Source organism: Rhodococcus sp. RDE2 (assembly GCF_020885655.1).
Classification (GTDB): domain Bacteria; phylum Actinomycetota; class Actinomycetes; order Mycobacteriales; family Mycobacteriaceae; genus Rhodococcus; species Rhodococcus pyridinivorans.
In genome coordinates, this window is record NZ_AP025186.1 from 1,053,147 (window position 1) to 1,066,747 (window position 13,601).

Here is a 13,601-nt window from a genome sequence, read left to right on the forward strand (position 1 = left end):
CCCGTCATGCCCCACCTCCCCGCCGCATCGCGGTCGTGCACCACCGATGCTCCCGAACCTACCTCTTTCCGAAGCTTCGGCGTCCACGGACGTGCAGTCCCGATCGCCACCCTTCGACACCGCACCCGAACGCGTCCGAATTGGCAGAATCCGGAGTATGCCGACCTGGACGATCGACGGTCACCGCATCACCCTGACCAACCTCGACAAGGTGCTGTATCCGAGTACCGGGACGACGAAGGGTGAGGTCGTCGAGTACTACGAAGCCGTCGCCGAGGCGATGCTTCCCCACATCGTCGGCCGGGCAGCGACCCGTAATCGGTGGCCGAACGGTGTCGGCGAACAGTCCTTCTTCGAGAAGAACCTTCCCGACCACGCACCGGCCTGGCTCGACCGTCGCACCCTGCACCACAAGGACCGGCGGGTCACCTACCCGCTGTTCGATTCCGCCGCCGGGCTCGTCTGGCTCGGGCAACAGGCCGCCCTCGAACTCCACGTGCACCAGTGGCGTTTCGACGGAGAGAAGGCAGGACCCGCGACCCGCATCGTCTTCGACCTCGACCCGGGGCCCGGCGTGGGCCTGGCCGAGTGCGCGGAGGTCGCCCGCCACGTGCGCGACACCGTCGCCGAACTCGGGTGGTCGGCCTACCCGGTCACCAGCGGCAGCAAGGGCATCCACCTGTACGTCCCGCTCGATCGGATGCTGTCGTCGTCGGGGGCGTCGAAGGTCGCGAAGCAGGTCGCGCGCAATCTCGAGACCACCCTTCCCGACCTGGTGACCGCGACGATGGCGAAATCGGCGCGCGAGGGGAAGGTCTTCGTCGACTGGAGCCAGAACAACAGTTCCAAGACGACGGTCGCGCCGTACTCGCTGCGCGGTCGCGACGAGCCGTGGGTGGCGGCGCCGCGCAGCTGGGACGAACTCGACGACCCCGACCTCGGGCAACTGCAGTTCCGGGACGTCCTCGCCCGCATCGACGAGTTCGGGGACCTGCTCGCCGGTCTCGACCCGCCCCTCGGCGAGGCCGTATCCGGAGACAAGGCGGTGTCCGGAGACAAGGCCGTGTCCGGCGGTAAGGCCGGGTCGGGAGACGCCCTGGACACCTACCGCGGCAAGCGCGACGCGTCGCGCACCCCGGAGCCGGTACCCGACCGTGTCCCCGAGAACGGTCCCGGCAACAGGTTCGTCATCCAGGAACACCACGCGCGTCGCCTGCACTACGACCTGCGGCTCGAACGCGACGGTGTACTGGCCTCGTGGGCCGTACCGAAGAACCTGCCGGACACCTCCGGGCGCAACAATCTCGCGGTCCGGACCGAGGACCACCCGATCGAGTACCTGACCTTCCACGGGACGATCCCGAAGGGCGAATACGGCGCCGGCAGCATGACCGTGTGGGACACCGGCACCTACGACACCGAGAAGTGGCGGGACGACGAGGTGATCGTGCGGTTCCACGGCGAGAGGGTCGAGGGACGGTACGCGCTGATCCGCACCGAGAAGAACCAGTGGCTGGCGCACCGCATGAAGGACCAGTCGACGCCGAGCACCGAGTCGGCGTCCGATGTCGATCCGGCCTCCCTCGTCGGGTCGTCGGGGTCCAAGGCCTTCCCGCGAGATCTCGCGCCCATGCTCGCGACCCCGGGTGACGTCTCGGGTCTCGATGCCGAATACTGGGCCTTCGAAGGCAAGTGGGACGGATACCGCGCCGTCGCGGAGATCGAGGACGGCACCGTCAGGCTCCGCAGCAGATCCGGACGCGATGTCACCGGCGACTACCGGAAGCTCGTCGAACTCGCGACGATCCTCGACGGTCACTCGGCGGTGCTCGACGGGGAGATCGTCGCCGTCGACCGCTCCGGAGTGACGAGCTTCTCGATGCTGCAGCGCGGCGTGAACTACGAGTACCGCGTGTTCGACGTGCTGTATCTCGACGGGGTGTCACTGCTGCGCAAGACCTACGACGATCGCCGACGCGTCCTCGAGGCGCTCGCCGCTGCGACGGACGGACTGATCGTCCCGGATCTGCTCCCGGGTGACGGTTCGAAGGCCCTCGAACGCAGTAGAGCGAAGAACTGGGAGGGCGTGGTCGCGAAGCGCCGGGACTCCGTGTATCTGCCGGGCAAGCGCGGAGCCGGATGGATCAAGTCGAAGAACTGGCTCACCCAGACCGTCGTGCTCGGCGGATACCGCCGCGGCAAGGGCAACCGTGCCTCGACCTTCGGCTCCCTGCTGCTCGGCGTCTACGACGACGACGGCGAGTTCGTGTACGTCGGCAAGGTCGGCACCGGTTTCGACGACGAGACGCTCCTGTCGGTGGCGAAGGCTATGAAAGGGCACACGAGCCGCACGAACCCGTTCGTGAACGAGGTGCCGGCCGCCGAACGCCGCGATGCGGTGTGGTTGCGGCCCGAACTCGTGGGGGAGGTGCGGTTCGGGGGATGGACGGATGGGGACCGTGTTCGGCACGCGAGCTGGCGCGGTCTGCGCGACGACGTGGATGCGTCGAGCGTGGTGCGAGAAGAGGAAACAGGCGCTGACTGCTAACGTTCGTTCGAAGTCGGGTGATCGGGCATTAGGGGAGGCATCAATGGCCGAGGGCTCGCGTGGCGTCGTCCGTCGGATCGGTTTGGTCGAGGATCACGAGTCGGTCGCGCTCGGGTTCGCCGCGATGCTCGCCGACCAATCCGATCTCGAACTCGCAGGTACTGCCACCACCGTCTCGGGTCTGCTCGAGCAGGTCACCGACCTCGACCTCGCCGTTCTCGACCTGCGCCTGTCCGACGGGTCCTCGCCGAAGAGCAACGTCGAGCAGTTGCGCGCGGCGGGGCTCGAGACCCTGGTGTTCACCGGTGCCGAGAACCCCTATCTGCTGCGTTCGGCCGCCCGCGCCGGTGTGCTCGGGGTGGTGCGGAAATCCGAGCCTGCTGCCGTGGTGATCGAGGCGATCCGCGTGGCCGCCGCTGGAGGGCAGGTCGCCAGCACCGAGTGGGCCGCAGCGATCGACGGTGACCCCGAACTCGACGACGTGGGCCTGAGTCCACGGCAGCTCGAAGTGCTCGAACTGTATGCATCGGGGGAGAAGCTCGACCGGGTCGCCCGGCTGACCGGCCTCGCTCCGCAGACCGTCAACGACTACCTGCAGCGGATCCGCCAGAAGTACGCGGAGGCAGGTCGTCCCGCCCCCACGAAGACGGATCTGTACAAGCGCGCCGTCGAGGACGGATGGCTGCCGATGCCCGAACGGTCGGATGTCCGCCGTCGCTGACGAACCGGCCGGGGACGCCGGGGAGAAGTCGCACGATCGCAGCACCGCAGCCGCCGACCGGCTTCTCCGGATGTTCACGCGATTCGTCGCGATCGGATACCTCTGCTACTTCGCGTTGCTCGTGCCACAGATCCTCGAGGCGTCGGCACTCGTCGCGTGGTGGTGGACCCCCACCGCGACCGTCCTCATGTTCGGCTCCGGAGTCGCGCTCGGCGTCGCGTCGTTCCGCGGCTCGGTATGGATGCAGCGGACCGCAACCGTCAATGCGCTCGCCTACGTCGTGATGGTCGGGTTGTGGTTCGTGGCGTGGAACGGGACACAGATCCCGCAGGACCACTCGTTGTGGTTCACCGCCTTCCCCGGCCTCGCCTCGCTCGCGGCGGCGGTCGCGTGGCGACCCCGGCGGGCGTTCGTCCACATGCTCGTCGCGGTCCTGCTCGCGCAGGGCGCGAACCACCTCGTCCGCGACGCCCCCTTCGGATACTTCCTGGCGCCCGACCTGGCGTTCGCGTTCGTCTTCTGCACGGTCTTCCTCGCGGCCGCAGTGGTGGGACTCGGCACCGGCCGCACCCTCGACGAAACCATCGCCGCCACCCAGGCCACGGCGGCCGCCGCCGCGGCGGCGGAAGCGCGGAACGCCGAACGCGCACGGTTCGACGCCCTGGTCCACGACCGGGTGATGTCCACCCTGCTGGCGGCGTCGCGCAACGCCCCCCGGGAGTCGCTCGTCGAGCAGGCCGAACGCGCCGTCGCCGAACTCGACGAGTTGCGGCGCGGCACCGATCGGGACTCGGCGCTCGACGCCGCCGCAGTCGTGGCGCGACTCCGCTCGGCGGCGACCGAGGCCGACGAGGACGTCGTCTTCACCGGCCGTGTCGCCCCGGGATCCGGCGACGTCTCGTTCCCGCCCGAACCCGCGCGCGCGACCGCCGCCGCCCTCGCCGAGGCGGTGCGCAACAGCGTGCGGCACGCCGGTAAGGACGCCTCCCGCACGGTCGAGGTGGATGTGGCACCGAGATGGATCTCCGTGCAGGTCGACGACGACGGCAGAGGTTTCGAACCCGAGGCCGTCGACCCGCACCGGCTCGGTCTCGAAGTGAGCATCCGCGGGCGCATGCGCCGACTGTCCGGTGGACGGGCGGTCGTGCAGTCCGCTCCCGGGGCCGGGACCCGGGTGTTGTTGTACTGGCGGGATCCGGCCGCATGAACACGGCGAACTCGACCGTCTCCGATCTGCTGCGGATGCACAGCCGGCCCGCGCGGGCCTTTGCCGTCCTGTATGCGGTGACCTGCGTGGTGCTCGCCCTGAACACCGCGCCCCATGCGGAGGTCCGCTGGCCCCTCGCGATCGCCGTGATCGTGTGTGTGGCCGCCGCCTACGCGCTCGTCGCGGTGGAGGGGGATCCACTACCGGTGCGACCCGCACTGGCGATGACGTTCTCGGGCGCGATCGCGTCGGCGTCGGTGCTGTGGGTGGTGCCCGCCGATCCGGCACCGCACCCCATCGAGCTGTGGCCGTTCGGGATGTCCACGACGATCCTCGTGTTCATGTGCGTGCGGGGACGCACGGCGTTCGCCTGGTGCGGGATGCTCCTCATGCTCGTCGTCGCCGCGCTGTGGTCGTATCTCACGGGCCCCGGGTTCGGCTACGGACTGGGGCTGACGATCACAAGCGCGGGACCTGTCCTCATGGGCACCGTCTGCGCCTACACGATCCGCCCGCTCGCGCGGTCGATCTACCTGCTGCGCGCCCGGTCGATGCAGCGGATCGCGGCGGAGTCCGCGGCCGCCGCGGCCCTGGAGGAACGTGATGCCCGGCTGAGCAGCCTCGACGCGTCGGCGCGCCCGTTGCTCAAGCGGATCGTCTCGGGCGAACCTCTCGACGAGAACGAACGGATCGAGTGCGGACTGGTCGAGGCACGACTGCGCGACGGTCTGCGTGCGCCCGTGCTCCAGGTGCCCGAGGTCGACCGGGCCGCCGCTGCGGCCCGCCGGCGCGGCGTCGAGATCGTCATGCTCGACGACCACGCCATGGACTCGGCGTCCCCCGAGGTCCGGCGCGCCGTCTACCGGGAGGTGGTGGACGTGCTCGATTCGGTGAGCGAGGGATCGGTGACCGTGCGGGTGCTGCCGCCGGCCCGCGCGGCGATGGTGACGATGCTCGTGAAGGGCGAGGGCGTGCGCCGGATCGAGATCGGGCACGACGGCTGCCGAACCGGTAATTAGTCGACACACCGATGCCCATATTTTCTTGGGCAGAGAAAAATCTGTCTGGGTAGTTGTCGGTTTCAACCGTTACGTTGTACCCACTCGAAACGGAGTTCGTCGGGGGACTCGGTTCGATCCCATGTATTCATCTCGGTAGGGACGCGCTATGACGACGATGCTCGAACACTCCCCGGCACAGAAGCCTGCGCCTCAGAAGCCCGCACTCTCGGCTCGCGAGATCGAGATCCTGCGGGCCTGGCTGCTCTGCGAGTCCAAGTCCGAGGCGGCTGCGAGCCTGTTCGTCACCGCAGCCACGGTCAGCACCCACATCGTCCGCATCCGCGAGAAGTACGCCCGCGTGGGGCGTACGGCGACCACGAAGACGGCACTGCTCGCCCGCGCTCTGCAGGACGGTGTGGTCTCCATCGACGAGCTGTGACCCGTCGGCCTGCCACCGCACAGGGTGGACACACGACGGATCCCGTGAGCGCGGCCGACCGGATCCACCGGGTCTTCGGCCGGTTCATCAGCGCGGGCTACGTGTTCTACCTGCTGTTCGTCGTCCCCACAGCGGTGTCGCAGGCCCACCTCACGGCATGGTGGTGGTTGTCGACGTCACTGCTCGCGATCTTCGGCACCGGAATCGCGCTCGGGGTGGCGACCTTCCTGAGCGATGTCCGGTGGGTCGGACGACTCGCAGCCGCCAACGCCCTGGCCTTCCTGATCGCGGCGGTCCTGTGGTTCCCGGCCTGGACGGGTGAGGCCTCCACGAGCACGGCCTGGCAGGCGCTCTTCCCCGGAGTGGCAGGACTGTCCGCGGCGGCAGCGTGGCGGCCCCGGACGGCGCTCGCCTACCTCATGGTGGTGGTCTTCGTCGTGCAGGCCACCAACTACCTGCTGGTGAACACCACGACGGGATACCGATTCGTCCCGGAACTCGCGTTCGCACTCATGTTCTGCGGGGTCTTCGCTGCCGCGGCGATCGTCGCCTTCCGCACGGGCGACGTCCTCGATTCCACCGTCGCGGCCACCGAGCGATCCGTCGTCGCGGCGGCCGCGGCCGCGGCCAGGACGGTCGAACGCGAGCGGTTCGATGCGCTCGTCCACGACCAGGTGATGTCCACCCTGCTCGCCTCGGGTCGCGGCGCATCCGACGGTCCCGTCGCCGCCCAGGCCCGTCGTGCGCTGGAGATGTTCGACTCGCTGCGGCGCGGCGACGACACCGAGAGCAGCTTCGACGCCGACCGGGTGGCGGCCCAGTTCCGCTCGGCGGCCTCCGAAGTGGACGAGGACGTCGAGTTCACGACTGCCACGAGCGTCGATGCCGGGCCGCACTACCCGGCCGACGTGATCAGGGCGGTCGCAGCCGCGCTGGCCGAGGCCGTGCGGAACAGCGTTCGCCACGCCGGCCCGGGCACGCAGCGTGCCGTGCACGTCGACCTCGGTTCCGGATCGGTCCGCGTGGTCGTCCGCGACGACGGCCACGGATTCGACCCGGCCCAGGTCGATCCCTACCGGATGGGCATCCGCGCGAGCATCCACGGACGCATGCGCAGCCTGGCCGGAGGCGACTCGCAGATCACCTCCGGTCCCGGAGGCACGACGGTGACGCTGTTCTGGCGCGATCCGGCAGAGCGTCGCGCGCCGTGACCGCCGAACCGACCCGCGACGTGCGCGACCTGCTGGGGATGCGCACCACGGCCGCACGTGTACTCGTGATCCTCTACGCCCTGGTCTGCCTCGTGCTGGCGGCATTCGGCGCCGAGCACACGTCCGCGAGCTGGCCTCCCGCCCTCGCTGTGCTCGTGTGCACGTTCGCGGCGTTCACCCTCATCACCGTTCCGGGCGACCCGCTGCCGATGCCGGCGACGATCCTGCTCGCCGCCACCGGGACGGTCTCGTCGGCGCTCGTCTTCTCGGTGCTGCCGGTGCCGTCCCCGGGAGGCGTCGCGACCTGGCCGCTCGGGATGTCCACCGTCGTCTTCACCTTCATGTGCGTGCGCGGACGCACGCTCGCAGCGTGGATCGGGTTGGCCTGCATGATCGCGACCGCGACCTTCTGGACCTACGTCACGGGACAGGGGATCGGACCCGGCCTGTCGCTGTCGGTCGTCAACGCGGCCCCGGTCCTCATGTCCACCTTCTTCGCCTTCACCCTGCGCCCCCTCGCCGGATCCATCTACCTGCTGCGGGCGATGTCGTTGCAGCGCAGCGCGGAACAGGCGGCCTCGGCGGCAGCGATCGAGGAGCGCGACGCGCAGCTCGACCGGCTCGACTCCCTGGCCCGGCCGCTCCTCGAACGCATCGCGACCGGGGAGCTGCTCGACCCGGGCGAGCGACGCGCCGGCGTGCTGCTCGAAGCGCGTCTGCGGGACGGGCTTCGAGCGCCCGCCCTGCAGGATCCGCAGGTCGTCGAGGCGGCCGACGCCGCGCGCCGGCGAGGTGTGGACGTGGTGATGCTCGACGATCACGGCCTGGACGGGGTGCCCCCGCACGAACAGGCCCGCCTCCGCCGCGCGGTCGCCGACGAACTTGACTTGGTCTCACACGGTTCCGTCACGGTGCGGGTCCTGCCTCCGGGACGCCGGGCGCTCGTGACGATCCTCGTGCGGGGCGACTCCGTGCGCCGCATCGAGCTGGGCAACGCGTCGCAGGGCTAGAGTCACCTCCCGTGACCGTGCTGAAGTCGTTGCTGCTGTTCGCCGTTGCCGCCCTGTTCGAGATCGGTGGTGCGTGGCTGGTGTGGCAGGGCGTGCGCGAGCACCGCGGCTGGATCTGGATGGGCCTGGGCGTGATCGCTCTCGGCGCTTACGGTTTCGTCGCCACGCTCCAGCCCGACGCGAACTTCGGTCGCATCCTCGCCGCGTACGGCGGTGTGTTCGTGGCGGGTTCCCTGGTGTGGGGCATGGTGATGGACGGCTTCCGGCCGGACCGATGGGATGTCGCGGGCACGCTCGTGTGCCTCGCCGGCGTCGCCATCATCATGTATTCGCCCAGGTGACGCTGCATCCGGCCTCACCTCGGTGAGGAGGCATCCGGCACAGAGGTGGCCGGATGCCTCGCCCGAACGTCACGGCACCACGACGCTGCCGACTGCGGGGGTCGAGTTGCACAGCGGTCCACTGCCGAGATTCACCGAACCGAAGACCGTCGCCACGACCTCACCCGGCCCGGTGTCGACCAGCGTCGACAGGTTCGGGTACGCACCGCCGAGATCGACGATGCCGGCACGGCCGTTGTTGCGGTTGAGCCATGCGACGCTGACCTGTCCCGCCGCCGGGACCGGCCACAGGGCTTCCTGCGTGGAGAACAGGACGTGACCGCCGGGGACGCCCTCGTCCGGTCCGGGTTGCGCCGTGACCGAGGTGAACGACGCCAGGCTGCCCTGGTTGATGCAGCCGATGGTGATCGCCGTGCCCAAGGGCTGAGGGGGTGCAGCGGTGGCCACACCGGTGAATGCGATTGCGGCGGCGACGGGTGCCGCCAGGGCGAGAACTCGACGTGGAATTCGCAGTGCAGGCATGGTGCTGCTCCTCGGAAAGGGAAGGTCACGTCCGGGAGCCGACCGCAGCGAAGAACACCGCGGCGCGTCCCGCGCACCGATGACGAGCGTGAGTCTATCGAGACACCGAAGTCCCAGGAGCGGTTTCGGTCTCGATCCGATACAGCTCGGAAGCATTGCGGCGCAGCACCGCGTCGGCGAGCTCGTCGCCGAGGACGTCCTCGACGAGGGTGATGTCGCTGTCCCGGAACGGTCGCGGTGCCCGTGTCGACGGCAGGTCGGTGCCGAACACGAGTGCACCGGGATTCACGTCGGAAACGGCGCGCAGCGTGTCGGCCACGGGCAGGTCGACGCGTCCGAACCCCGTGGCCTTCACGTGGATACCGCCCTCCACCAGCCGCAACAGAGACGGCAGACCCTCCTGCGACAGGCCCAGGTGGTCGACGGAGACAGCGGGTAGTCCGGAGATCGTCGTGTGCAGTTCGGCCAGATCGCGCGAATCGATGTACAACTCGGCGTGCCAGCCGACGAGATCGTGGACCCGCCGGGCGAGGCGGTCGAGGTCGGACAGCGTCGCCGATCCGCCACGTCTGACGTTGAACCGCACGGCGCGCACTCCCGCCGCGTCGAGTCGCACGATTTCGTCGTCCGAGGCGGTGGCCGGAAGTTGTACGACGCCGACGAAAGTGGGCCCGAGCCGGTCGAGCGCGTCGAGGAGATAACTGTGGTCGAAGGCCTGGAACGAGCCCGACACCACCGCGCCGCCGGTGACACCCAAATGTGCGACCCGCGCGAGATAGTCGTCGACGGTGAACGGTTCGGGCAGATAGCCGTCGTTCTCGACGAGAGGGAAACGCGGATCGATGATGTGCAGGTGGGCGTCGAACATCTCCCCACGATAGGAAGCCCGGTCCGGTCGGGACAGGGTTCGGCTCGACGGGAGTTCACTCGCCGCGGCGATGCGCGGTATGGCGGCGGAGGAGCGACTCGGCCAGTCCCGCCACGAGGTCCCGTGCCTCGGGTGGCCCGACGATCTCGATGTGCTCGCCGAACTGCAGCAGTTGCCGCACACCGTCGATCGAGTCGTAGGCCACCGTGATCCGCGAGACGTCCGGTCGCGGCCCCGCGCTGCTCCCGCGCAGGCGGGCACCGAGGATGCGCCGGGCGAGGTCGAGGCGGTTCGTCGCGAGATCGGCGGTGACGACGACGTCCTCGCGTCGTTCGAGCGCGTCGCCCAGTTCGCGTGCCAGGGCGGGCAGGGTCCGGCCGGGGGACAGGTGTCGAGGCCGGTCGAGCACTGTCCACGCATTCAGGCGGGTCAGCGCGAACAGTCGTGGTCGCCCCTGGTCGTCGGCCACGAGATACCAACGGCCCGCGCGGGAGAGCACACCGTAGGGATCGACGACGATCTCGCGTTCGTCGCGGTGCCCGCTCGAGCGGTAGGTGATGGCGAGTTGCCGGCCGCGCCGCAGGTCGTGGGTGAGTGCCGCGACGTCGGCCCGGTCCTCGGTGGCGAACCATCCCCGGTTGTCGACGGTGACCACCTCGGTCAGCGGCAGCAGGTCGTTCTCGCGTGCGGTGGAGGGCGTGCGCCGGGCACGTGCGGTGAGCTTGTGGACGGCGTCCCTCGCGGCGGCGTCGACACCGAGTTGCCGGGCCCGGCCCATGTCGACCCCCAGGGCGCGCAGGACGTCCACCTCGGACGCGTTGAGCCGGTTCAGGTCGGTCTGCCGGCCGGGGAGCATCACGATGCCGCCGTACCTGCCGCGTTCGGCGACCACCGGAAGATCCGCGGCAGCAAGCGTTTCCACATCGCGCAGCACGGTGCGCTCGGAGACGCCGAATTCCTCCGCGAGTTCGGCGGCCGTGACCCGTCTGCGGGCCTGCAGGACGACCAGCATGCTCAGCAACCGCTGCGGCCGGTTCATCGACTGTCCGATCTCCTTCCGAAAACACGACAGGAACTGTCGGGTTTCGGTGTCACGGTAGTCCTCGAAGCCTTCACCGCCTACCGGAAGGAGATGTCGATGACCGTGTCGTCGCCCAATCTGTTCCTGATCTACGTGACCGACGTCGACCGCGCGACCCGCTTCTACAGCGAGCTGTTCGGCATGACCCCGCAGCTGACGACCCCGCGCTACGTGTCCTTCGAAGTGACGCCGGGAGTGCTGTTCGCACTGTGGTCGGGTCACGCGGAGACGGTGGATACGAACGCGCCGCGGTTCTCGGAGGTGGGCCTGATGGTGCCGGGATCGGCCGCCGCAGTCGATGCGATCCACGACGAGTGGGTAGGAAAGGGGGCGACGGTCGTGGAGGCGCCACACGACGAGGTGTTCGGGCGGACGTTCGTGGTGTCGGACCCGGACGGGAACCTCATCCGTGTCTCCCCGCTGGACTGAGTCCCCGTTCGGCCGACCGGTCTACGACGCCTCGCGCATCGTGAGCCCGCCGAGTTCGACCGTGTACGTCTGCGACGCCTCGTCCCACCACACCGAGTAGGTGGTGGGGTAGAGGCCTCCGCGCTGGTACGCCTCGGGCAGGCGGAGTTCCTCGTGGTGCGCGGGCCGCGTCGCGAGCCACTCGCGGCTCAGCATGGGTTCGATGAACGCCTGCCGTCCGTCCCACGTGCCGTAGAGCACGGTCTCGGTGAGGTGGTGTCCCGCCGCCGGATCGTGCTCCGCCTCGGTGGTGTCCACCCAGTGCAGTCCCATGCCCGCGACGGTCGACGTCAGCGGATCCCCGGACGGTGCGTACCCCTCCGGTATGTAACGCGGGTCGGGCACGCGGACCGCGGCCGGGATGTAGCCGGGGGCGAAGGGATGGATCGACTCCACCGTGGGCCGATCCAGGAGATAGAAGTGGACGTCGAAGTGCGGGACGTCGAAGCCGTGCTGGGGATCGTGGCCGTGCGAGTTCCAGTCGACCGTGACGTGGTCGAACGCGGTGGCGGCCGCCTCCTCGGGCAACTCGAGCACGTAGGCCTCGGTGACCGGCATCAGGGCACTGGGTAGGTCGTCGAGGGCGGCCGCATCGAGTCGCACCCCGATGGTGGCCGGCGTGCCCTCCTCGTCGACGGTGACGTACGTGCGGGCGTTGCCCGCCCCGACGGGATGAGCGGGTCCTTCGACGAGGCCCGAGACGCCCCCGGCGACCGCGGGGGCGGGAGGGACGAACAATCCGAGGACCGCCGCCGAGACGATCACGGCGAGATGTCGGGCACGAGGCCGAATGTCCATGTGAGGTCCTCGATTTCCGTCGTCGTCGAGCGGCATCGTTGTGGATGCTAACTGTCGCGCGGACGGTGGATGGCCGACTAGATCGAACCGTGATGCGTGGGCGGGAAGATGCCCGTGATGTTCGAGGAAGTGGGTCCGCCAGTGCTCGCGGATGCGGCGGAACCCGATCTGTGCCCCCGGCAGGATTCGAACCTGCGACACCCGCTTTAGGAGAGCGGTGCTCTATCCCCTGAGCTACGGAGGCGTCCGGCCGGGCGGAGCCGACCTTGGCGCGTTGTGAGTGTAGCCGCCGGACGCGTGCCGTAACCAAGCGCCCGCTCTCGAGGCTCTCGAGGCCGGGCGTACGACCTGCAGGTTCCCGCCGATTGAGATCAAGGAAAGGTAACACTGGCCTTTCCCTATATCGTTTTGTTACCTTGGGTCGCCAGGAGCGGCCGGGGGATACCCGGTCGAAGTCGGGACGAAACAAGGGACACACTGTGGGACGCCATCAGCGCACACGCGAAGACGAAGCATTCGACCTCGAGACGATTCGCGTGCCGTCCTCCGGCAAGGGCCGTCACCGCGTAGAGCCCACCGGTACGTCCGCTCCGGTCAAGGCCGCCACCGTCGCCGCTGCCACGGGTGCCTTCTTTGCCGTCGGCTCGCAGATCGGCGCCGGCACCGCTGCCGCGCATCCCGGCCACGACCACGTCCAGGCCGAGGCCCCCGCGCCCAGCCTGCCCTTCGAGCTTCCCGCGGGCCTGCTGCCCGAGGGTGTCGAGATCCCGGCCATCCCCGGCATCACCACCCCGGCCGAGCAGGGCGCGCCCGAGCTGCCCGCCGAGGTCACGAACTTCCTCGACCAGTTCTCCGGTCCCAGCTGGCTCGACCAGCTGAACCCCGCTGCTCCTTCTGCTGTGCAGCCCGTCTCCGGCACCCTCACCTCCGACTGGGGTCCGCGCTGGGGCGCACACCACGGCGGCATCGACATCGCCGCTCCGCTCGGCACGCCCATCAAGTCCGCGGCCAACGGCACGGTCCTCGACGCCGGACCGGCTTCCGGTTTCGGTCAGTGGGTCCGCGTCCTGAACGACGACGGCACCACCGCCGTCTACGGCCACGTGAGCACCTACCAGGTCTCGGCCGGTCAGCGTGTCAACGCCGGCCAGCAGATCGCCACCGTCGGCAACGAGGGCTGGTCCACCGGACCGCACCTGCACTTCGAGGTCTGGGACACCGAAGGCACCAAGATCAACCCCAACGCGTGGCTGAGCGATCGCGGCGTCGTCACCGACTGGGGCGGCTACCGCGCCGTCTGATCCCACCCGCGGTATCGGATCCCACCCGACGGCACGCCGTCGATCCCACCGCAGTGTTCGATCCCACCCGACGGCACGCCGTCGA

The 13,601-nt window shown here is 69.3% G+C and carries 14 protein-coding genes and 1 tRNA gene; 10 read left to right on the top strand and 5 right to left on the bottom strand.

Annotated elements, in window-relative coordinates:
- Nucleotides 1-157 precede the first annotated feature (157 nt).
- From LPH33_RS05070 to LPH33_RS05105, 8 genes are all read left to right on the top strand, one after another.
- Nucleotides 158-2,548: an ATP-dependent DNA ligase gene (locus LPH33_RS05070; protein WP_229567330.1), complete on the top strand. Its 2,391-nt coding sequence runs from the start codon at nucleotides 158-160 to the stop codon at nucleotides 2,546-2,548.
- A 43-nt stretch (nucleotides 2,549-2,591) separates the two neighbouring features.
- The gene (locus LPH33_RS05075; RefSeq protein ID WP_229567331.1) at nucleotides 2,592-3,269 is read left to right on the top strand and encodes a DNA-binding response regulator; all 678 of its coding nucleotides are present in this window, start codon (nucleotides 2,592-2,594) and stop codon (nucleotides 3,267-3,269) included.
- Nucleotides 3,253-4,476, top strand: a complete 1,224-nt coding sequence (locus tag LPH33_RS05080; RefSeq protein WP_229567333.1) for a sensor histidine kinase — start codon at nucleotides 3,253-3,255, stop codon at nucleotides 4,474-4,476. Before LPH33_RS05075 ends, LPH33_RS05080 begins: the two co-directional genes overlap by 17 nt.
- Nucleotides 4,473-5,495 carry a hypothetical protein gene (locus tag LPH33_RS05085; protein WP_229567334.1) on the top strand — a complete coding sequence of 341 codons (1,023 nt, stop codon included), beginning with the start codon at nucleotides 4,473-4,475 and terminating at the stop codon, nucleotides 5,493-5,495. The genes LPH33_RS05080 and LPH33_RS05085 overlap by 4 nt, the downstream gene beginning before the upstream one ends.
- A 148-nt stretch (nucleotides 5,496-5,643) precedes the next feature.
- On the top strand, nucleotides 5,644-5,916 hold the full coding sequence (locus LPH33_RS05090; RefSeq protein WP_016692216.1) for a LuxR C-terminal-related transcriptional regulator: 273 nt from the start codon (nucleotides 5,644-5,646) through the stop codon (nucleotides 5,914-5,916).
- A 44-nt stretch (nucleotides 5,917-5,960) separates the two neighbouring features.
- Nucleotides 5,961-7,127 (top strand): ATP-binding protein, encoded by a 1,167-nt coding sequence (locus tag LPH33_RS05095; RefSeq protein WP_229567336.1) that lies wholly within the window; start codon nucleotides 5,961-5,963, stop codon nucleotides 7,125-7,127.
- Nucleotides 7,124-8,137 carry a hypothetical protein gene (locus LPH33_RS05100; protein WP_229567340.1) on the top strand — a complete coding sequence of 338 codons (1,014 nt, stop codon included), beginning with the start codon at nucleotides 7,124-7,126 and terminating at the stop codon, nucleotides 8,135-8,137. Before LPH33_RS05095 ends, LPH33_RS05100 begins: the two co-directional genes overlap by 4 nt.
- 11 nt (nucleotides 8,138-8,148) lie before the next feature.
- Nucleotides 8,149-8,478: a YnfA family protein gene (locus tag LPH33_RS05105; protein ID WP_229567343.1), complete on the top strand. Its 330-nt coding sequence runs from the start codon at nucleotides 8,149-8,151 to the stop codon at nucleotides 8,476-8,478.
- Between the two features lie 69 nt (nucleotides 8,479-8,547).
- Here the strand turns inward: LPH33_RS05105 and LPH33_RS05110 are convergent, their stop codons facing one another.
- From LPH33_RS05110 to LPH33_RS05120, 3 genes are all read right to left on the bottom strand, one after another.
- Nucleotides 8,548-9,000 carry a hypothetical protein gene (locus tag LPH33_RS05110; RefSeq protein ID WP_229567346.1) on the bottom strand — a complete coding sequence of 151 codons (453 nt, stop codon included), beginning with the start codon at nucleotides 8,998-9,000 and terminating at the stop codon, nucleotides 8,548-8,550.
- A 94-nt stretch (nucleotides 9,001-9,094) separates the two neighbouring features.
- A complete protein-coding gene (locus LPH33_RS05115; protein ID WP_229567348.1) occupies nucleotides 9,095-9,868 on the bottom strand; it encodes an amidohydrolase family protein in 774 nt (257 codons plus the stop codon).
- A gap of 55 nt (nucleotides 9,869-9,923) precedes the next feature.
- Nucleotides 9,924-10,907 carry a helix-turn-helix transcriptional regulator gene (locus tag LPH33_RS05120; RefSeq protein ID WP_160873833.1) on the bottom strand — a complete coding sequence of 328 codons (984 nt, stop codon included), beginning with the start codon at nucleotides 10,905-10,907 and terminating at the stop codon, nucleotides 9,924-9,926.
- Nucleotides 10,908-11,006: 99 nt separating this feature from the next.
- On the opposite strand from LPH33_RS05120, the gene LPH33_RS05125 reads away from it, so the two are divergent.
- Nucleotides 11,007-11,378, top strand: a complete 372-nt coding sequence (locus LPH33_RS05125; RefSeq protein WP_229567350.1) for a VOC family protein — start codon at nucleotides 11,007-11,009, stop codon at nucleotides 11,376-11,378.
- A 21-nt stretch (nucleotides 11,379-11,399) separates the two neighbouring features.
- Here the strand turns inward: LPH33_RS05125 and LPH33_RS05130 are convergent, their stop codons facing one another.
- Both LPH33_RS05130 and LPH33_RS05135 read right to left on the bottom strand, forming a co-directional pair.
- Nucleotides 11,400-12,215, bottom strand: a complete 816-nt coding sequence (locus tag LPH33_RS05130; RefSeq protein ID WP_229567351.1) for a DUF5602 domain-containing protein — start codon at nucleotides 12,213-12,215, stop codon at nucleotides 11,400-11,402.
- Between the two features lie 171 nt (nucleotides 12,216-12,386).
- Nucleotides 12,387-12,459, bottom strand: a tRNA-Arg gene (locus LPH33_RS05135).
- Nucleotides 12,460-12,694: 235 nt separating this feature from the next.
- Between LPH33_RS05135 and LPH33_RS05140 the strand changes: the two genes are divergently transcribed.
- Nucleotides 12,695-13,516 (top strand): M23 family metallopeptidase, encoded by an 822-nt coding sequence (locus LPH33_RS05140; RefSeq protein WP_160873835.1) that lies wholly within the window; start codon nucleotides 12,695-12,697, stop codon nucleotides 13,514-13,516.
- The last annotated feature ends 85 nt before the right edge of the window (nucleotides 13,517-13,601 follow it).

Coding starts and splice junctions, on each gene's coding strand:
- LPH33_RS05070 (WP_229567330.1), top strand. CDS start 158: ATGCCGACCTGGACGATCGACGGTCACCGCATCACCCTGACCAACCTC.
- LPH33_RS05075 (WP_229567331.1), top strand. CDS start 2,592: ATGGCCGAGGGCTCGCGTGGCGTCGTCCGTCGGATCGGTTTGGTCGAG.
- LPH33_RS05080 (WP_229567333.1), top strand. CDS start 3,253: ATGTCCGCCGTCGCTGACGAACCGGCCGGGGACGCCGGGGAGAAGTCG.
- LPH33_RS05085 (WP_229567334.1), top strand. CDS start 4,473: ATGAACACGGCGAACTCGACCGTCTCCGATCTGCTGCGGATGCACAGC.
- LPH33_RS05090 (WP_016692216.1), top strand. CDS start 5,644: ATGACGACGATGCTCGAACACTCCCCGGCACAGAAGCCTGCGCCTCAG.
- LPH33_RS05110 (WP_229567346.1), bottom strand. CDS start 9,000: ATGCCTGCACTGCGAATTCCACGTCGAGTTCTCGCCCTGGCGGCACCC.
- LPH33_RS05115 (WP_229567348.1), bottom strand. CDS start 9,868: ATGTTCGACGCCCACCTGCACATCATCGATCCGCGTTTCCCTCTCGTC.
- LPH33_RS05120 (WP_160873833.1), bottom strand. CDS start 10,907: ATGAACCGGCCGCAGCGGTTGCTGAGCATGCTGGTCGTCCTGCAGGCC.
- LPH33_RS05125 (WP_229567350.1), top strand. CDS start 11,007: ATGACCGTGTCGTCGCCCAATCTGTTCCTGATCTACGTGACCGACGTC.
- LPH33_RS05130 (WP_229567351.1), bottom strand. CDS start 12,215: ATGGACATTCGGCCTCGTGCCCGACATCTCGCCGTGATCGTCTCGGCG.